The organism is Bradyrhizobium sp. SZCCT0148 (genome assembly GCF_018129985.1).
Taxonomy (GTDB): Bacteria; Pseudomonadota; Alphaproteobacteria; order Rhizobiales; family Xanthobacteraceae; genus Bradyrhizobium; species Bradyrhizobium japonicum_H.
Genome location: NZ_JAFCKT010000006.1, coordinates 219,388 through 236,830 on the forward strand (window position 1 = coordinate 219,388; position 17,443 = coordinate 236,830).

A 17,443-nucleotide genomic window follows, 5' to 3' on the forward strand; every position below is an offset into this window, starting at 1 on the left:
AATGAGATGAACGCAGGAAGCGACGCCCTTCTCTCCGGTCGGGACGGTTGCTAATCTGCACGAAAATAACGAGAGCTACCGGAATAGGGAGTGAACAAAGATGCGCTTGAAGGACAAGGTCGCCATCGTCGTCGGAGCCGGGCAAAGCCCCGGCGAAGGCATGGGCAACGGCCGCGCCACCGCGCTGACCTTCGCGCGCGAGGGCGCCAAGGTCCTGTGCGTCGACCATCATCTGGAATCGGCGCAGGAGACGGTGGCGATGATCACCGCCAAGCAGGGCACCGCGTCAGCCTTCAAGGCCGACGTCACGAAGTCGGCCGACATCAAAGCGATGGTCAAGGACGCGCAGTCGCGCTGGGGCCGGATCGACGTGCTGCACAACAATGTCGGCGTCAGCCTGTCCGGCGGCGATGCCGAGCTGCTCCAAATCACCGAGGAAGCCTTCGACCGCGTCGTCGCCATCAACCTGAAGAGCTGCATTCTCGCGGCGAAAGAAGTGATCCCGATCATGCGCGCGCAAGGCAGCGGCGCCATCATCAACATCTCCTCGATGGCGGCGATCACGAATTATCCGTACGTCGCCTACAAGGCGACGAAGTCGGCGATGATCGCCTTCACCGAACAGCTCGCCTACCAGAATGCCGAATACGGCATCCGCGCCAACGTCATCCTGCCAGGCCTGATGAACACGCCGATGGCCGTCGACACCCGCGCCCGCGAATGGCACAAGACCCGCGCCGAGGTCGAGGCCGAGCGCGACAGCAAGGTGCCGCTGCGCAAGAAGATGGGCACCGGCTGGGACGTCGCCAACGCCGCGCTGTTTCTGGCCTCGGACGAGGCGAACTTCATTACAGGCGTGACGCTGCCGGTGGATGGTGGGGCCAGCGTGAGACGGGGGTAAAGTGTTCGTCTCCCTCGCCCCGCAAGCGGGATAGGCGAAGCATGACTGTCACCGCGCCACGCTTGTCACCCGCCAGATCGTGCCGTTGCCATCTTCCGAGATCAGCAGCGATCCATCCTTTGCGACGGCAACGCCAACCGGCCTGCCCCACACCTCCGTGTCGCTGACGACGAAGCCCGTGACGAAATCCTCGTACTCGCCCGTCGGCTTGCCGTCCTTCATGCGGATGCGGATCACCTTGTAGCCGGTGCGCTTCGAGCGATTCCACGAGCCGTGCTCGGCGGCGAAGGCATCGCCTTGGTACTCGGACGGAAACTGCGTGCCCTGGTAGAAGGCCATGCCGAGCGAGGCCGAGTGCGGCTGCACCAGCACATCGGGCACCGTCACCTTGTCCTTGATATCAGGCCGCGCGCCGGCGTGGCGCGGATCTTCGTTGGCGCCGATATAGAACCAGGGCCAGCCGTAGAACGCGCCTTCCTTCACGCTGGTCACGTAATCGGGGACGAGGTCGTCGCCGAGGCCGTCGCGCTCGTTGGTCGAGCACCAGGGCAGCCCCGTCTGCGGCTGAATCGCAAGGCCGACGCAGTTGCGGATGCCGGTGGCGTAGATCTTCCGCTCCTTGCCGTCCGGGTTGAACGCCAGCACGGCCGCGCGCTCGGTCTCGCTGGCCCAGGCCGCACCGAGCGGCTGCGATTTCGACCACGCCTCCATCCCGCCCGGCGGCGTGCCCAAACCTTCCGCGACGTTGCTGAGCGAGCCGACGGAGACGAGCATGCGCTTGTTGTCGGGCGTGAAGACGATGTCGCGGGTGGAATGGCCGCCGTCATGCGGCAGGCTCAACACGATCGTCTCGGCCTTGTTGCGCGCCTTCAGATCGCCGCTCTGATAGGGAAAGCGAACGACGCTGTCGGTGTTGGCGACGTAGACCCATTGCGGATTGTCGCCGTTCGGGAAGAACGCGATGCCGAAAGGCTGCTTCAGCCCGCTGGCGAACACCTCATTTGTCGCCGCCTTGCCGCCTTCGCCGGCACGCAACACACGGATGGTGCCGGCCCGCGTCTCCGCAACGAAGACATCGCCGTTCGGCGCCACCCTGATGATGCGCGGCGCGCGCAGACCTTCGGCAAACAGCTCGACCTTGAATCCCGCCGGCACCTGGGGCGCAGCCTCCGGGGGACGCGGCACCACGCGTGACGAGCTTGCAACCGACCGCGTCGCACCGGGCCTGACCAGATCCTGTGGTCGGATCAGCCTGATCGTACCCGGCTTGTCGGCCTGCCAATCGCCATAAGCGTCCTTGCCCTGCAAAACCGGTTCGGCCTGCGCACCGGCCGCAACCAGGAGCGCCGCCGATATCGCGACAGACAAAATCCCGCTCTTCAAACTGTCCTCCCGGTCTGCAATCTCGATTATCGACATCATCGCGGCAGTTGAAGCGCTGCCGCATCCCACGTCAACCGATGCCCGCACGATGTGCATCGGCTGCAACCCATCGTACTGGAAAACACCGCGGATAGGTGCGACACATTGTAAGGGCGAAGGCTGCGGTCATCAAAGCTGCTGGCATTGCTGTCGCATTTGACGGGACGATCATGTGGGGATCCATCATATCGGAATGGGCGAGCCTGCTGCTGCGCTGGCTCCACGTGGTGGCGGCGATCGCCTGGATCGGCAGTTCCTTCTATTTCATCGCCCTCGACCTCAGCCTCAAATCCAGGAGTGGCCTGCCCGACGGCGTGCAAGGCGAGGCCTGGCAGGTCCATGGCGGCGGCTTCTACCGGATCATGAAATATCTGGTGGCACCTTCGCAAATGCCGGACGAACTCACCTGGTTCAAATGGGAAGCCTACACCACCTGGCTGTCCGGCTTCGCGCTGATGGTGGTGGTCTATTATCTCGAGGCCGATTTGTTCCTGGTCGACAAATCGATCGTCGACCTCACGTCATTCCAGGCCGGGTTGTTCAGCTTTTGCAGCCTCGCGCTGGCGTGGCTGCTCTATGAGGCCGCCTGCCGTTCCGGTCTCGCACAGCGCGAATTGCCTTTTGCCATCGGCGGCTATCTGTTCCTGGTCGCGCTGACCTATGCCTTCACCCATGTGCTGAGCGGCCGTGGCGCCTTCAACCAGATCGGCGCGATCATCGGCACCATCATGGTGGCCAATGTCTTTGCGCTGATCATCCCGAACCAGAGGAAGATCGTGGCCAGCCTGATCGCGGGACAGGCGCCGGATCCGAAGCTCGGCAAGGCCAGCAAGGAGCGCTCGGTTCACAACAACTATCTGACGCTTCCCGTGGTCGTCCTGATGATCAGCAACCACTATCCCCTGCTCTACGCCACGCGTTTCAACTGGATCATCGTCGCCATCATCCTGGCGCTCGGACCCGTGATCCGCCACTTCTTCAACGAGCGCCACGCGGGGCGCAAATCGCCTTGGTGGGTATGGGGCGTGGCGGCAATCGGCGTGATTGCGATCCTCTTCCTGTCGGCGGCCGGCCCGCGCGAGGTGAAGACGGGCGGGTTATCGGCGCAGCCGACCCTTGCCGCTGTCGAGGAGATCGTGACGTCCCGTTGCAGCATGTGTCACGCGGCCGAGCCGGTCTGGGCCGGCATCGTGGCCGCGCCGAAAGGCATCCTGCTCGATGCACCCGAGCACATCCATCGCAACATGCGCCTGATCGGACGTGTCGCGGCCTGGTCCAATGCGATGCCCCCGGGCAACATCACCGAGATGACCAGCGAGGAGCGCGCGATCCTTGCTGCCTATCTCGAGCAAGCCCGCTGATGCTGCCGCGCGTCGGCGGATCGTTCGCGGAATGAAATTCCGTATCTCGCATCGAATTGAAAATGACTTGGCCGCCTATCCGGCGTAGACAGGACCGGCCGCCGCCCGCGGCCTCAATTCAGTTTGCATTCGGGGATGAGAACAGTGGCCCTCAAGAACATCATCGGTATCGATCACGCCGTGGTCATGGTGAAGGACCTCGACAAGGCCGCCGAGAATTATCGGCGCCTCGGCTTCACCGTCTCGCCGCGCGGCACCCACAGCGCGCATATGGGCACCGGCAACTACACCATCATGTTCGACCCCGATTACATGGAGCTGCTCGGCGTGCTCGCCGCGACCGAGCACAACGCGCCCGCGCGCGCCTTCCTCGACAAGCGCGGTGAAGGCATCGAGCGCATCGCCTTCACGGCCGTCGATTCCGCTGCCGGTGCCGAAGAGATCCGCGCACGAGGCTTGACGCCGATCGGCCCGACCGATTTCGAACGGCCGGTCACGCTGCCGGACGGAACGGTCTCGGCAGCAAAATTCCGTACCTTCATGTGGCCGACCGCGGAAGCCCCCGGCGGCGTGCGCATCTTCGCGTGCCAGCACAAGACGCGCGAGACCGTCTGGATTCCCGAACTGATGAAACACGCCAATGCGGCACAGCGGATCAGGCAGACGCTGATCGCAACGCCCGAGCCCGCGAGCGAGGCTGCGCATCTCGGCCGGCTGATCGACCGCGAGCCGATCGCCGAGGCCGATGGCGCGGTCACGGTGCGCTCCGGCGGCGATCGTGCCGATTTCGTCTATCTCACGCTGGAGCAGCTCGGAAAGCGCTATCCCGGCGTGCCGCTGGCCGGCCTTGCCGAGCGCGGCGGCGCAGCGCTGGTGCTCGTCAGCGGCGATCCGGCGGCGACCGAGAAGGCGCTGGGTTCGGCCGCGATACGCAGCGGGACCGCGATCTGCGTGCCGCCGGCCAAGGCCAACGGCACCCTGCTCGCCTTCGTTGCGGGCTGATTTCAACCAATTCTTCAACGCGTGTTTACCCGGCGGATCTAGGATTCCCTGCGATCCAAGCCACCGGGGCCAAACGCATGTTCAAAGAGGGATCGCCGATCGCCTATGAGGCGCCGGCCGAACTGAAGAAGTGGCCGTCGCTGAAGGGCGAACGGCTGAAGGACCGAGGTCCGCCCTATCTCGTCTACAACGGCACGCTCGCCGACTGCGTCCGCGAGCTCATGGGGAAGCCGATCAAGGGCATCTCGCTCTACGACATCATGACGACGCCTCAAGCGGCCTTTGATCAGACTGTGCTGTCGCCCGGCGATGCTGCCGAGATCGCGATGCGCAAGGATTTTCCGAAGGAATAGACACGCGGTAAGACGACGGCATTCGTTACCCTTCGCGGTTCCCCAGTTCCAGCGGGAACACCGTACTAACACCGGTCGTTTTGCGGAATCGCAGCTTCGCCGCAATTACGGTTAAGAAGTCCTTGTCACCGGCGCGTCGCCGGTCGCTCCCCACGGATCGAGGACTTCTACAGAGATGCGATTTGTCATCGCGGCTTGTGCCGGGCTTTTCATCCTGATGTGCGACTTCGATCTAGCGGCGTCGCGGCAAGCATCAACTTTCGACAGCGCAGGTCTTCGACACAATCAGGCATCCCCGCTCACTCCGGTCGTCGAGCTGTTCCTCGCGAGCGTGCAGGCGATCGATCTCGCCAACGCGCGCGCTGCCTTTGAGCAAGAGATCGCGCCGCCACCCGTCGTCGAAGCGGCCGCACAGTCCCCGGTTTCATCGACCGAACAATTCTGCCATGCGCTTCGACAGGCTGCCGAGACCAGCGGCATTCCCGTGCCGTTCTTCGCCCGCCTGCTCTGGCAGGAGAGCCGCTTCAAGTCCGACGAAGTCAGCCAGGCCGGCGCACAAGGCGTCGCTCAATTCATGCCGGAGACGGCCGCCGAGGTCGGGCTCGACGATCCCTTCGATCCCATCAAGGCGCTGCCTGCATCGGCAAAGTTCCTGCGCAAGCTGCGCGACGATTTCGGTAATCTTGGCCTCGCGGCGGCAGCCTATAACGCCGGTCCCGGCCGGGTTCAGAAGTGGCTCGCCAAGGAAAGCGAGCTGCCGCGCGAGACCCGCGACTACGTCCGCATCATCACCGGCACCAAGGCCGAGGACTGGACCGAGCGGTCGGAGGCGCTCGCAATCAGGATCGACCTGCCGCGCGAGGCGCCGTGCGAAGGCATCGGCAGCCTCTCCAAGGCCAAGGACATTGCCTGGGTTCCGGTCAACTTGACGCCGTCCGCCACTGCCTTCATCCGCAAGGCCGAACAGCTCGCCGCACGCCTGACGACGAACCGTGCGCGCAAGCGTTTGGCATCCCTGCTCCACAAGAACGCCCCGGCCCGTGGCAAGGCGGGGAGCATGATTGCGGTCCGTGCGGCGAAGGGCACCAAGGCTCGCGCCATCCGCATCGCAGCGCGCGAGCGCTCGGCGATCTGAGTCGTCGACCGGACGCCAATTGATGGAGCAGTCTGCTCCAGGTCGGCCGTGCTATCAGTTATAGAGGGCCACACCGCGTACGGAACCTGCGATGCCATCGAAGAGCGCCGGGATCATCGCCTATCGCAAGCGCCGGCAGCTCGAGATCCTCCTCGTGCATCCCGGAGGGCCGTTCTGGCGCAACAAGGATCTCGGCGCGTGGTCGATCCCCAAGGGCGAGTATGCGGACGACGAAGATGCGGAGACCGCCGCGCGACGGGAATTTGCCGAAGAGCTGGGAATCGAGCCCTCCGTGCCGCTGATCGCGCTCGGCGAGGTCAAGCAGCGCGGCGGCAAGATGGTCACCGCGTTCGCCGCCCAGCTCGATATCGACGTCAGCGGCATCCGCAGCAACACGTTCGAGATGGAATGGCCGCCGCGCAGCGGCAAGCGCCAGGTCTTTCCGGAGGTCGACCGCGCCGAATGGTTCACGCTCGAAGCGGCGCGGGAAAAGATCAACGCTGGACAACGCCCGCTGCTCGATCGGCTGGCGGAACTCGCCGGCGGTGACTAGCGACCGCGCCCCTACTCCGCCTTGATGTCCGCGGCAGCGACGACCTCGGCGAGATCTTTCGTCTCCTTGGCGATCTTCGCGGTGTACTCCGCCGGCGTCAGCACGCTCACCACCCCCTGCGAGCCGAGCTTCTCCGCAACCGCCGGATCCTTGGCCGCCGCCACGATCTCCCGGTGCAGCGTCTCCAGGATCGGCGCCGGCGTCGACTTCGGCATGAAGAAGCCAACCCAGAACGAGATGTCGAAACCGGGATAGCCTGCTTCCGCAACCGTGGGCACATCAGGCAGCGCCGGCAGCCGCTCGGCCGACGACACCGCGAGCGCGCGCAGCTTGCCGGCCTTGACCAGCGGGACCGCGGAGAGCGGATCGAACACGGCCAGGACCTCCTGGGCGAGGATGCCGACCTCGGAAGCCGCGCCGCCGCGATAGGGCACGTGGATCAGCTTGATGCCGGCCTTCTGGCTGAGCAACTCCATGGCGAGATGGGCAAGGTTGCCGTTGCCGCCGGAGCCGTAAGCCAGCGCGCCGGGTGCGGCCTTCGCCGCAGCGACGAGATCGGCCACGGTCTTGATGTCAGCCGTCTTGGGATTCTCGGGATTGACCACGAGCACGAGCGGCGCCGACACGACGGTGGTGAGCGGCGCGAAGTCCCTTTCAGGGTCGTAGCGGATATCCTTGAACAGCGTCTTGTTGAGCGTGATGGTGGACGAGTTGCAGGCGAGCATGGTGTATCCGTCGCCGTCCGCACGTGCGACGCCTTCGGCGGCGATCATGCCGTTGGCGCCGGCGCGGTTCTCGACCACGAAGGGCTGCCCGAGCTTGTTGCCGAGGCGATCGCCGATGATGCGCGCGACGACATCGACCGGCCCGCCGGCGCTGAAGCCGACCATGACCTTGACTGGCCGCACCGGATATTTCTGCGCCGATGCCTCCGTCGCCAGCGCAGCGGCGCACAATCCAGCGATGACGGCCAGCAGGCGGGCGGTTCGTTGCATTGGTTCTTCTCCCCAGACTTCAGCAGCGCCGCTACTGCAGGCATGTTGGCGCGACGCATTCGATGATCATGAATAGCGGTCACGCCGGATTTCGCAATCGCGTTTGGTCGCCGGCATTCCGCCGCACGGCAGGTGCGCGCCGCCTCCAGCCAAAAAATGCGAAAACAACCCCATGCACAGTAGACGGCCCCTGTCGAAACAATGACTTACGCCAGGCCACGAGCTTCGGATGTTACGAATTCAATTTTGACTCGTCGGGCAAAACAGGGGCATAATGCCACCGTCGCGATCCACGTCAGCAACCCGGCCTCCACAGTCATGTGGGCCTCGCTCGATCGCGCACAAGCCCAGCATCGACATTTCAAAACGCAATCGCCGCGCGGCAACCGAGAGGGTCGGCTTCGCCAGAAGGGCCGGCCCGCGCGTGCCGTGGGCTCGAAGGAGACATCGACATGACAAAGGCCATGACACGCAACAGCACGACGCCAATCGCCAAGTACGGCAGCAGGACCACCCCGCGGGTCAAGCTCACTGGACAACGGATCTCAATTCAGCATCCGGATTTAGAGATCGGCGAGCACATGGTGGGCGAGGCGCTCGGTGCCGTCGACCAGGACGCCCTGCATGGCATCCTCAAGCAATTGATGAAAGCCAGCGTGATCCTGCAGAAGCCCGATGAGGAGAATCTCGCCTTCATGGTCTCGATGATGAAGGGCATCGCGCCGCGGGATTCCCTCGAGACCATGCTGACGGCGCAGATGGTGTCCGTCCACGTCGCGACCATGCGCTTTGCCTGCCGTCTCGCCTTCGCCGAAGGCACTCCGCAACAGGAAGGCATTTCGCGCACGTTGACCCGGCTGGCCCGCACCTTCGCGGCCCAGATGGAGGCCCTCAACCGCCATCGCGGCAACGGCGAGCGTCCGATCACGGTGCAGAACCTCTCGGTGCAGGACGGCGGCAGCGCGATCGTGGGGAACGTCACGCAACAGGCGCATCTCGCCGTCGCCGACACCGAAATGCCGATCCATGAGGGCCAGCACGAACACGACCGCGCCAAGGCTTTTGTTGGCGGCGCCGCATGAGTGCCGGTCACACCCGCAACACGGGCGCGATGTCTTCAAGCCCGCGCTGCGGCGCCGGGACGCGCGAAGGCCACGCCTGCCGCGCGCCCGCGATGCGCGGCAAGCTCCGCTGCCGCATGCACGGCGGCGCGCCCGCATCGGGCGCGCCGCGGGGAAACGGCAATGCGAAGAGGCATGGCGCCTTCACGCGGGAGCGGATCGCGGAGCGACGAGCGATCCGGGAGTTGCTCGATGACGCAGACAAGCTGCTGCGGGAGATGGCATCAGAGAGCCAGAGAGCGGCTCGTCCAAAACCCTGCCGCCGGTGAGCTACAGGCGAGCAACATGTGCCCACATGATCTGTCTACGGATCATCATATGTGAGCTGTCGCGGTGCGGCTTTGGCTCGCCGCTATACCTGCTCGGGCCCGACAAGGCGACCGAACGCGTTGCGGCAGTCCCATCCTGCGGGACTGAGGCATCAAAGCCGCCCTGCATTTCGACAAGAGCTCTTGAGGTTGGCACCTCGGCCCCAATCCTGTAATGCCACCCAAAACCCAGCCGGGATGGAATTCTCATGGAGACTGCTGCCAATGACGCGGGCGCCGCCGCCCGCGCGCTGATCTTCGCGCTGCTCGCGCTCGCCTGCGGTCACATGCTCTCCACCCTGCTGCGCACCATTCCGGCGGTCAGTCTCGACCTGATGGCCGCCGATTTCCATATCGAGCCACAGGCGCTGGCGAGCCTCACGTCGATCTATCCTTTCGCGTTCGCCGCCGCGCAGATCCCGGTCGGCGCGGCGATGGATCGGTTCGGCGTGCGGCCGGTGTCGCTGAGCCTGCTCGCGGGAACCGTGCTCGGCGCGGTGGCGTCGGGATTTGCCACGGGGGCTGCGAGCTTTGCGGTCGGGCAGTTCATGCTGGGGGTCGCGACTTCGGGCATGTTGATGTGCCCGATGACGCTGGCGGCCAAGCAATTATCGGCGGCGCGGTTCGGACTGTGGTCGGGCGCGATCCTCTCGATCGGCAATGTCGGCATGTTGCTGTCGTCGAGCCCGCTTGCCTTCGTGGTCGACACTTACGGCTGGCGTGCCGGGTTCTGGATGTCTGCGCTCGGCGGGCTCGCGGTCGCGCTTGCAGTATTCGTCCTGGTTCCTCACCAGCAGGCTGAACACAAGGACGAGTCCTCGCCTTTGTCGCAGATGATCGAGGTGCTCAGGCTCGGCCTCTCGCGCCCCCTGCGCGGGTTGATCGCGCTCGCGCTGGTGTCGCTGGCGACATCCTTGGTGCTGCGCGGCCTGTGGGGCGGACCCTGGCTGATGGACGTGAAGGGCCTGTCGCGGGTCGAGGCCGGCAATCAGCTCGGCGCCTTCACGCTGGCGATGATCGCCGGGCCCCTGTGCATCGGCATGATCGACCGCAGGCTCGGCCGCCGCCGCGATCTGGTGGCCGGCACGCATATGGTCGGGGCGCTGCTGCTGGCGCTGATGGCGCTCGGGGCGCCGCATTACGCGGTGTCCGTGCTATCAGGCGTACCCGTGATGCCGCCGCAATACGACCTCGTCCTGTTCGTGCTGATCGGCCTTGCGACCTCCGCCCAGCCGCTGTTGTTCGGCATGTCGCGCCAGCTGGTCGACGCGCAAGTGGCGGGCAAGGCGCTCGCCGCGGTCAACCTCGCTTTCTTCCTCGGTGCGGCGCTGATGCAGTCGGTGACGGGCGCGGTGGCCGCGTTCGCGGGGCTGCCGGCAGTGCTGCTGTTCATGGCGGCGGCGCTGGCGGCTGGCGTGCTCGTCTTTCTGGCTTACACGCGTGCGGCCTGAACTCGCAGCTATCGAGCTCATCAAGAAAGCTTTCAGCATCCGGCACTGGTCGTCACGTCTGCACGGAAGAGTGTATACGCGGCGCTATCGGCGACGGGACCTGCGAGCCAATGGCTTGATGCCGGACACCGCATCACCATATCTTGTAGATCGCCGACTGCGAATATCAGGCGTCGGCGACAGAGAGACCAGTTGCGCTCCCGCCTGAACGGCCGGAGGTCGCAATGGACTCGCAGCAGCGCTCACCCAATCGATTGCTGGCGAACTTGAGTCCTGGCGATTTTGATCTGTTTGGCGCCCACCTCCGGACCACCGAGCTTGTCCACGCAGCAGAGCTTGTTGCTGCCGGCGAGGTCATGGTCGATGCCTACTTTCCTCATAGCGGGATCATTTCCCTGATTGTCCGGCTGACCAGTGGCGAGGCCACCGAGGTCGCGATGGTCGGCAGGGATAGCGTGTTCGGAGCGTCAGCGGCGCTGGTCGGCCCGACCGCCCTGACCACAGCCGTCATACAGTCGTCCGGCGGCTGTTCCGTAGTGCCAGTGAAACGGCTCAAGGAGGCGGCGGACCAAAGCCCGACCTTGCGCACGATGCTCATCAGACACGAGCAAGCGATCTTCGTGCAGGCGCAGCAGTCGGCCGGGTGCATGGCCTCGCATGCCGCGATGGCCCGGCTCGCGCGATGGCTGCTGCGCGCAAGAGATGCCGGCGGAAGCGACGAGTTGGACTTTACGCAGGAGTTCCTGGGACAAATGCTGGGTGTCAGGCGAAATGCCGTTTCGTCCGTGGCCGCGGGGCTTCAGAGCATGGGGGTGATACGCTTCAACCGAGGTCAGATCTCGATAACCGATGCGACGAGCCTGAAGGCCATAGCCTGCGAGTGCTATGACACGGTGAGAAACGAACTGGATCATCTGAAGCGCGATCGGCGCGATTGAGCACTGCTCGCGCAATCGTCTCCCGGCGCTGGAACGCATCCGTAAACCATGGGTTGGCGTGCAACCGAGGACCGCGAGATGACCGAAAAGTTCGATCCGGCGCCCGCCGACAAGCATGCCGAACCAGTCCGCAAAGATCGCCGGGTCGACAAGGCCGACGAAGAGCTCGATAAGGGCCTGAATGACAGCTTTCCGGCATCCGATCCGCCCAGCAGCACGCAGCCTGGGAAGTCCTCGCCCGACGCCAAAGACTGATGGCGTGCGGGAGGATTCCCGAGGTCAGCGGTTCAGGGAATCGCCGGCCCGGTCGCGATCCGGGATCTCTCGTCGAGGACGAGCGGCATTTGAAACGTGAAGCGGGTTTCATCGTCCGTCGAAGTCACATCGATCGTGCCGCCGTGGGCCGAGGCAATCTGCGAAACGATGAAAAGGCCCAGACCCAGGCCTTGCTGGTTCCCGGTATCCTGCCCGCGCACGAAGGGAACGAACAGCTTCCCGAGCGTGGCCGGTGGAATGGCCGGGCCCCGGTTAGTGACCGAAAGCGAAAAACTTCCATAGGTTTGCGCGCGCACGAAAACTGCGGTCTCGGCTGCGCTGTAGCTGAGCGCATTGCCGAGCAGGTTTGACAGCAGGCGGGCAATGCGCTGGCGGTCGGCGAAGACCGGCCTGGTGATGGCGAACTCGGCTTCGATCCGACGCTGGGGATGCGTGGCGCGCATCTCGTCGACGACCTGTCTGAGCAACGGCTCGAGCGGCTCCATCGACGGCGCGAGCGTCATCCCACCCCCGAGGCGGCTGCGCGCGAGATCGATGACATCCTCGATCAGCGCCGCCATGCGGATGGTGCTCGTTTCCATCATAGCGACCAAGGACTTCGCCTTCTCGTCGAGCGGAGTCTTGGTCAATAGACGCGTGCCGGCCGCGATCGCGGCCAGCGGGTTGCGCAAATCATGACCGAGCACCGCCATGAATTGCTCCTGCAATTCGGCGGCAGCCCGGGCGTCAAGCAGACTTGCCTCGGCCGTCGCGACACGCCTTGCCGCATCCAGATGAATGCCGATCAGGTCCGCGAACAGCCGAAACATACCGATGGTGCCAGGATCCTTCAGCTTCGCCGGCTTCGGGTCGAGGGCGCAGAGCGTTCCGAAGAAGCTTCCGTCGGCAAGGAAGATCGGCATCGAGATGTAGGACTGAAAGCCGTACATCGCCGGCGTATGATGATCCGCGTAAGAGGCATCCTGGGCGACGTGATCGATCACGACGGCCTCACGCGCCTGATGCACCTCATGACAGATCGTCGTTTCGATCTTGAGCTCGCCGCCTGCGCCGAGGCCGAGACCGACCTGGTCGTTGGCCGCGAGACAGACCCAGCGATCGTCGGTAACGCGAGCCACGGCCGAGAATCCCAGCCCCGTGACCTGGGATACGACCGCAAGAATTGTCGGCACCGCCGCGATGGCTTCGATGGCATCGATATCGGCTTTGAAGTCGTGGTCCATGAAGCTCCAACAAACATACGCGGGCGCGATCATGACTTATTCGCGCAGATTATTCTTAGTCAACCACGGTCCCGGCCCACGGTAAAGGAACCACCCCGGCTTTCACCGCTTGGGTCCGGAGTAGAGGGAGTGCCAGCTTGAAAATACTACTTGTCGAGGACGAACCGCTGATCCTTCTGGACGCCGAGATGGGCTTGCAGCAGGCCAATCATACCGTAATCTCGGTCTGCACGGCGGACCGGGCGATCGGCATCCTGAGGGTGCAATCCGTGGACCTCGTCCTGACCGACATCGACATGCCCGGAACCATGGACGGACTTGAGCTGGCATCCGCGGTGCGCGACGGCTGGCCACCGGTGAAGATCGTCATCATGTCGGGAAAGCGGCGCCCAACCGAAGCAGAACTTCCGCCGCAGGCCCGCTTTATGCCCAAGCCCTTCAGCCAGGCCCAGCTCCTGCAAGCCGTTGGCGTCTGGTAGTCGCGGCGGTTGAGCCGCCCTGCCCGATGAAATGGGAGCCATGCGCGTCGGCTCGGAAGGCTTGCACAATGCTGTCCTGCGAAGGATGCTGCCACGCACCAGCATCACAAGGGACCTGACATGTCTGTCGACCACAAAGCCGCTACCGACCGCCTCATGCGCTTTCTCGCCGTGGAGGGCGTGACCGGACAGGAGGCGGCGATCGGGCGGGAACTCAGCGCCGCGCTGAAGGAGAGCGGCGTGCCGGCCAAGGCGATCCGGCTCGACGATGCCAACACGCGGATTCCCGTTCCGACCGAGACCGGCAATCTCATCGTCGACCTGCCCGGCCGCGGCGCACTGCACAACCAGCCGCGCATCATGTTCATGACCCACATGGACACCGTGCCGCTCTGCGCCGGCGCCAAGCCGAAGAAATCTGGCCGCAAGATCGTCAACGAGGCCAAGACCGCGCTCGGCGGCGACAACCGCTGCGGTTGCGGCGTGCTGGTGACGCTGGCGGCCGAACTCGAAACGCAGCAGCTCGACCATCCGCCGATCACCCTGTTGTTCTGCGTGCGCGAGGAGAGCGGGCTCTATGGCGCGCGCCACGTCAAGCTCGACGAGCTTGGCTCGCCGGTGATGGCCTTCAACTATGACGGCGGCTCGGCCTCCAACGTCGTGATCGGCGCGGTCGGCGCCGACCGCTGGAGCGTCGAAATTTTCGGCCGGGCCTCGCATGCCGGCGTCGCACCCGAGCGCGGCATCTCCTCGACCATGATCATGGCGCTGGCGCTCGCCGACGTGCAGGCCGGCGGCTGGTTCGGCAAGGTGGTGAAGGGCAAGGGCGCGAGCGCACGGATGGGCACCAGCAATGTCGGCCCCGTCACCGGCGGCGAAGGGCGCCCGGCGGGCGATGCCACCAACGTCGTCACCGATTACGTGCATGTGCGCGGCGAGAGCCGCAGCCATGACGGAAAGTTCTTCAAGGAGATCACCAAGGCCTACAAGGCTGCATTCGAGAAGGCGGCCAAGAAAGTGACCAACGCGCAGGGCAAATCCGGCAAGGTCAAGTTCAAGGCCGAGACCGACTATTATCCATTCCGCATGAAGGACAGCCAGCCTGTGATCAAGCGCGCGGTCGAAGCCGTGTCGGCGGTCGGCGGCACGCCGAACGTCCGCACCGCCAATGGCGGCCTCGATGCCAACTGGATGGTCCGTCACGGCATTCCGACCGTGACCTTCGGCGCCGGCCAGAACGAGGCGCACACGATCGACGAGTGGATCAATCTGGACGAGTACGACCGCGCCTGTGCGCTCGCCGTCCAGATTGCAACGATGCGGTGAGATAAGTCGTAGGGTGGGTTAGCTGGCGGCTGCGCGAAGCGCAGTCGACGACGTAACCCACCCTACGAAATGACCAACAAAAACAAAAAGGGAGGCCACATGCCACGCATCGCTCATATCGAGACCGGACTCTACCGGATCCCTCTCCCGGTGACGCTCTCAGACTCCACGCACGGCGAGATCGCGGCATTCGAGCTGATCACCTGCCGCATCCGCGATGCCGACGGAGCCGAGGGCGTGGGCTACACCTACACCGTGGGCCGCAATGGCGGCGCGGTCGCGGACATCCTCAAGCGGGAGATCCCTCCGCTGATTGAGGGTCGCGAGGCCGACGATACCGAAGCGATCTGGCATCACGTCTGGTGGGCGCTGCATTATGGCGGGCGCGGCGGGCCGGTGGTGCTGGCGCTCTCCGCGCTCGACATCGCGCTGTGGGACCTGAAGGCGCGGCGGGCCAAGCTGCCGCTGTACCAATTGCTCGGCGGCTTCGATGCGCGCGTGCCGTGCTATGCCGGCGGCATCGACCTCGACCTGTCCGTCGATGAACTGCTCGCGCAGACCGACGGCAATCTCGCCAAGGGCTTTCGCGCCATCAAGATGAAGGTCGGCCGGCCCGACCTGAAATCCGACGTCGCCAAGGTCTCCGCGATGCGACGGCATCTCGGCGACGGCTTTCCGCTGATGGTGGACGCCAACATGAAGTGGACCGTCGAGGAAGCCATCCGCGCCGCGCGCGCCTTCGTTCCCTACGACCTCACCTGGCTCGAGGAGCCGATCATCCCCGACGACGTCGCGGGCCATGTCCGCATCATGCGAGAGGGTGGCGTTCCGATCGCGGCTGGCGAAAATCTGCGCTCGCTGTGGGAGTTCAAGAACTACATCGCCGGTGGCGCGGTGTCCTATCCCGAGCCCGACGTCACCAATTGCGGCGGTGTCGGCGCCTTCATGAAGATCGCGCGGCTGGCGGAAGCGTTCAACCTGCCCGTCACCAGCCACGGCGCGCACGACATCACCGTACACCTGCTCGCGGCCTGCCCGAACCGCTCCTACCTGGAGGCGCACGGCTTTGGCCTCGACAATTACATCGAGCATCCGCTGGTGCTCGAGGACGGCAAGGCGCTGGCGCCTGATAGGCCCGGGCACGGCATCACCTTCGACTGGACGGGCCTGGCGAAGCTGGCGGCGTAAGACTGTAACGACGTCCGTCATGCCCGAGCTTGTCCCGGGCATCCACGTTCTTCGTGCTGCGAAGCAAGACGTGGATGGCCGGGTCAAGCCCGGCCATGACGATGTGGCTGCACGCGAGGTATTCGATGGCGCCTGATGCGGGGCACGAATAATCCGCTATGGTGGCCGCAAGCCGACACTTTGCGAAAGACACCCATCTTGACACCCGAGTTGCACCAGAAACTGACCGCGTGGCGCCGGCACCTTCATGCGCACCCGGAGCTGTCGCTCCAGGAGAAGGAGACCGCTGCCTTCGTCCAGGACAAGCTCTCCGAGCTCGGTATTCCCTTCGAGGCTGGCATCGGCGGCCACGGCATCGTCGCGACCCTGACGCGCGGACACGCGCGCAGTCGCGTCGGCCTGCGTGCCGACATGGATGCGCTGCCGATCACCGAGGACACCGGGCTTCCCTACGCGTCCAGGACAGCGGGCGTGATGCACGCCTGCGGCCATGACGGACATACCGCTTCGCTGCTCGGTGCCGCCGCGCTGCTCGCCGCTGACAGCAGCTGGAGCGGCACGGTCGATTTCATCTTCCAGCCGGCGGAGGAAGGCTTTGGCGGCTCGCGCGCGATGGTCGCGGCCGGGCTGTTCGACCGATTTCCGATGGAACGCGTGTTCGGCTTCCACAATTGGCCGGGCCTTGCCGCCGGCACCATCGCCGTGCACGACGGCGTCGTCATGGCCTCCGGCGGCCGCATCACCATCACCATCGACGGCCATGCCGGCCACGCCGGCATGCCGCATCTGACCCGCGACCCGGTGGTGGCCGCCGGCCATCTGATCGTGGCGCTGCAATCGATCACCGCGCGCAGCGTCGATCCGCTCGACACCGCCGTGCTCTCGCTCTGCACCATCGAAGGCGGCACCGCGCCGAACCAGATCGCCGGACGCGTCACCATTCGCGGCACGCTGCGGTACCATCGCGAGGCGGTCAAGGACGTCATCCTCGGCGGCATCGAACGGACCTGCGCCGGGATTGCGACCAGCTTCGGCGTCAAGGTGGCACCCGAGATCGTCTGGGGCGTCGGCGTCGTGGTCAACACGCCCGATGAAGCGGGCCTGGCACGGATCGCCGCCGAGAAGGTGCAGGCCGAGCTGCGGCGCGACCTCGCGCCCAGCATGGCCGGCGAGGACTTCGCCCATTATCTCCAGCAACGGCCGGGGGCCTTCGTCTGGATCGGCAATGGCGAATTGCGCGACGGCGCCGAGCTGCACGGCCCGCGCTACGATTTCAACGACGCGATCCTGCCGGTCGCCTCCGGCTGGATGGCGGAGGTGGCCAAGACGGCGCTGGCGTCGAACTAGCGACCACACGCCGGCAGCAACATATTGTCCGCATCGACGTTTCCTCCCGCAAAGCGCGGCAGTT

18 protein-coding genes are annotated in these 17,443 nt (G+C 65.0%); 15 read left to right on the plus strand and 3 right to left on the minus strand.

Annotated features, from left to right (window positions below):
- The first annotated feature begins 100 nt into the window (after positions 1-100).
- Positions 101-901: an SDR family NAD(P)-dependent oxidoreductase gene (locus JQ580_RS20205; protein WP_212281973.1), complete on the plus strand. Its 801-nt coding sequence runs from the start codon at positions 101-103 to the stop codon at positions 899-901.
- 48 nt (positions 902-949) lie between these two features.
- On the opposite strand, the gene JQ580_RS20210 is transcribed toward JQ580_RS20205, so the two are convergent.
- A complete protein-coding gene (locus JQ580_RS20210) occupies positions 950-2,284 on the minus strand; it encodes a PQQ-dependent sugar dehydrogenase (RefSeq protein WP_212281974.1) in 1,335 nt (444 codons plus the stop codon).
- Between the two features lie 209 nt (positions 2,285-2,493).
- Between JQ580_RS20210 and JQ580_RS20215 the strand changes: the two genes are divergently transcribed.
- From JQ580_RS20215 to JQ580_RS20235, 5 genes are all read left to right on the plus strand, one after another.
- Positions 2,494-3,684 carry a urate hydroxylase PuuD gene (locus JQ580_RS20215; RefSeq protein WP_212281975.1) on the plus strand — a complete coding sequence of 397 codons (1,191 nt, stop codon included), beginning with the start codon at positions 2,494-2,496 and terminating at the stop codon, positions 3,682-3,684.
- A gap of 144 nt (positions 3,685-3,828) precedes the next feature.
- Positions 3,829-4,686 (plus strand): VOC family protein, encoded by an 858-nt coding sequence (locus tag JQ580_RS20220; RefSeq protein ID WP_212281976.1) that lies wholly within the window; start codon positions 3,829-3,831, stop codon positions 4,684-4,686.
- Between the two features lie 77 nt (positions 4,687-4,763).
- On the plus strand, positions 4,764-5,039 hold the full coding sequence (locus JQ580_RS20225) for a hypothetical protein (RefSeq protein WP_212281977.1): 276 nt from the start codon (positions 4,764-4,766) through the stop codon (positions 5,037-5,039).
- 175 nt (positions 5,040-5,214) lie between these two features.
- Positions 5,215-6,174, plus strand: coding sequence for a lytic transglycosylase domain-containing protein (locus JQ580_RS20230; protein ID WP_212281978.1), 960 nt, complete (start codon positions 5,215-5,217; stop codon positions 6,172-6,174).
- 91 nt (positions 6,175-6,265) lie between these two features.
- A complete protein-coding gene (locus JQ580_RS20235; protein ID WP_212281979.1) occupies positions 6,266-6,727 on the plus strand; it encodes an NUDIX hydrolase in 462 nt (153 codons plus the stop codon).
- Positions 6,728-6,738: 11 nt separating this feature from the next.
- On the opposite strand, the gene JQ580_RS20240 is transcribed toward JQ580_RS20235, so the two are convergent.
- Positions 6,739-7,722 (minus strand): Bug family tripartite tricarboxylate transporter substrate binding protein, encoded by a 984-nt coding sequence (locus JQ580_RS20240; protein ID WP_212281980.1) that lies wholly within the window; start codon positions 7,720-7,722, stop codon positions 6,739-6,741.
- A 452-nt stretch (positions 7,723-8,174) separates the two neighbouring features.
- Between JQ580_RS20240 and JQ580_RS20245 the strand changes: the two genes are divergently transcribed.
- The 5 genes from JQ580_RS20245 to JQ580_RS20260 all read left to right on the plus strand — a co-directional run bounded on the left by JQ580_RS20245 (position 8,175) and on the right by JQ580_RS20260 (position 11,795).
- The gene (locus JQ580_RS20245; protein WP_212281981.1) at positions 8,175-8,804 is read left to right on the plus strand and encodes a hypothetical protein; all 630 of its coding nucleotides are present in this window, start codon (positions 8,175-8,177) and stop codon (positions 8,802-8,804) included.
- A 29-nt stretch (positions 8,805-8,833) separates the two neighbouring features.
- Positions 8,834-9,112 carry an HGGxSTG domain-containing protein gene (locus tag JQ580_RS34110; RefSeq protein WP_283813968.1) on the plus strand — a complete coding sequence of 93 codons (279 nt, stop codon included), beginning with the start codon at positions 8,834-8,836 and terminating at the stop codon, positions 9,110-9,112.
- Positions 9,113-9,360: 248 nt separating this feature from the next.
- Positions 9,361-10,602 carry an MFS transporter gene (locus tag JQ580_RS20250; RefSeq protein WP_212281982.1) on the plus strand — a complete coding sequence of 414 codons (1,242 nt, stop codon included), beginning with the start codon at positions 9,361-9,363 and terminating at the stop codon, positions 10,600-10,602.
- A 224-nt stretch (positions 10,603-10,826) separates the two neighbouring features.
- Positions 10,827-11,540 carry a Crp/Fnr family transcriptional regulator gene (locus JQ580_RS20255; RefSeq protein ID WP_212281983.1) on the plus strand — a complete coding sequence of 238 codons (714 nt, stop codon included), beginning with the start codon at positions 10,827-10,829 and terminating at the stop codon, positions 11,538-11,540.
- A 78-nt stretch (positions 11,541-11,618) separates the two neighbouring features.
- Positions 11,619-11,795 carry a hypothetical protein gene (locus JQ580_RS20260; protein ID WP_212281984.1) on the plus strand — a complete coding sequence of 59 codons (177 nt, stop codon included), beginning with the start codon at positions 11,619-11,621 and terminating at the stop codon, positions 11,793-11,795.
- 32 nt (positions 11,796-11,827) lie between these two features.
- Here JQ580_RS20260 and JQ580_RS20265 read toward each other — a convergent pair whose 3' ends face one another.
- Positions 11,828-13,039 (minus strand): GAF domain-containing sensor histidine kinase, encoded by a 1,212-nt coding sequence (locus tag JQ580_RS20265; protein WP_212281985.1) that lies wholly within the window; start codon positions 13,037-13,039, stop codon positions 11,828-11,830.
- Between the two features lie 137 nt (positions 13,040-13,176).
- Here JQ580_RS20265 and JQ580_RS20270 point away from each other — a divergent pair, with 137 nt between their 5' ends.
- The 4 genes from JQ580_RS20270 to JQ580_RS20285 all read left to right on the plus strand — a co-directional run bounded on the left by JQ580_RS20270 (position 13,177) and on the right by JQ580_RS20285 (position 17,379).
- Positions 13,177-13,518, plus strand: a complete 342-nt coding sequence (locus tag JQ580_RS20270) for a response regulator (RefSeq protein ID WP_249134289.1) — start codon at positions 13,177-13,179, stop codon at positions 13,516-13,518.
- A 120-nt stretch (positions 13,519-13,638) separates the two neighbouring features.
- Complete coding sequence (locus JQ580_RS20275; protein WP_212281986.1) at positions 13,639-14,844, plus strand: M20/M25/M40 family metallo-hydrolase; 1,206 nt, start codon at positions 13,639-13,641, stop codon at positions 14,842-14,844.
- Positions 14,845-14,943: 99 nt separating this feature from the next.
- On the plus strand, positions 14,944-16,032 hold the full coding sequence (locus JQ580_RS20280) for a mandelate racemase/muconate lactonizing enzyme family protein (protein ID WP_212281987.1): 1,089 nt from the start codon (positions 14,944-14,946) through the stop codon (positions 16,030-16,032).
- A gap of 198 nt (positions 16,033-16,230) precedes the next feature.
- On the plus strand, positions 16,231-17,379 hold the full coding sequence (locus JQ580_RS20285) for an amidohydrolase (protein ID WP_212281988.1): 1,149 nt from the start codon (positions 16,231-16,233) through the stop codon (positions 17,377-17,379).
- The last annotated feature ends 64 nt before the right edge of the window (positions 17,380-17,443 follow it).

Coding starts and splice junctions, on each gene's coding strand:
- JQ580_RS20205 (WP_212281973.1), top strand. CDS start 101: ATGCGCTTGAAGGACAAGGTCGCCATCGTCGTCGGAGCCGGGCAAAGC.
- JQ580_RS20215 (WP_212281975.1), top strand. CDS start 2,494: ATGTGGGGATCCATCATATCGGAATGGGCGAGCCTGCTGCTGCGCTGG.
- JQ580_RS20225 (WP_212281977.1), top strand. CDS start 4,764: ATGTTCAAAGAGGGATCGCCGATCGCCTATGAGGCGCCGGCCGAACTG.
- JQ580_RS20230 (WP_212281978.1), top strand. CDS start 5,215: ATGCGATTTGTCATCGCGGCTTGTGCCGGGCTTTTCATCCTGATGTGC.
- JQ580_RS20235 (WP_212281979.1), top strand. CDS start 6,266: ATGCCATCGAAGAGCGCCGGGATCATCGCCTATCGCAAGCGCCGGCAG.
- JQ580_RS20240 (WP_212281980.1), bottom strand. CDS start 7,722: ATGCAACGAACCGCCCGCCTGCTGGCCGTCATCGCTGGATTGTGCGCC.
- JQ580_RS20245 (WP_212281981.1), top strand. CDS start 8,175: ATGACAAAGGCCATGACACGCAACAGCACGACGCCAATCGCCAAGTAC.
- JQ580_RS34110 (WP_283813968.1), top strand. CDS start 8,834: ATGTCTTCAAGCCCGCGCTGCGGCGCCGGGACGCGCGAAGGCCACGCC.
- JQ580_RS20250 (WP_212281982.1), top strand. CDS start 9,361: ATGGAGACTGCTGCCAATGACGCGGGCGCCGCCGCCCGCGCGCTGATC.
- JQ580_RS20255 (WP_212281983.1), top strand. CDS start 10,827: ATGGACTCGCAGCAGCGCTCACCCAATCGATTGCTGGCGAACTTGAGT.
- JQ580_RS20260 (WP_212281984.1), top strand. CDS start 11,619: ATGACCGAAAAGTTCGATCCGGCGCCCGCCGACAAGCATGCCGAACCA.
- JQ580_RS20265 (WP_212281985.1), bottom strand. CDS start 13,039: ATGGACCACGACTTCAAAGCCGATATCGATGCCATCGAAGCCATCGCG.
- JQ580_RS20275 (WP_212281986.1), top strand. CDS start 13,639: ATGTCTGTCGACCACAAAGCCGCTACCGACCGCCTCATGCGCTTTCTC.
- JQ580_RS20280 (WP_212281987.1), top strand. CDS start 14,944: ATGCCACGCATCGCTCATATCGAGACCGGACTCTACCGGATCCCTCTC.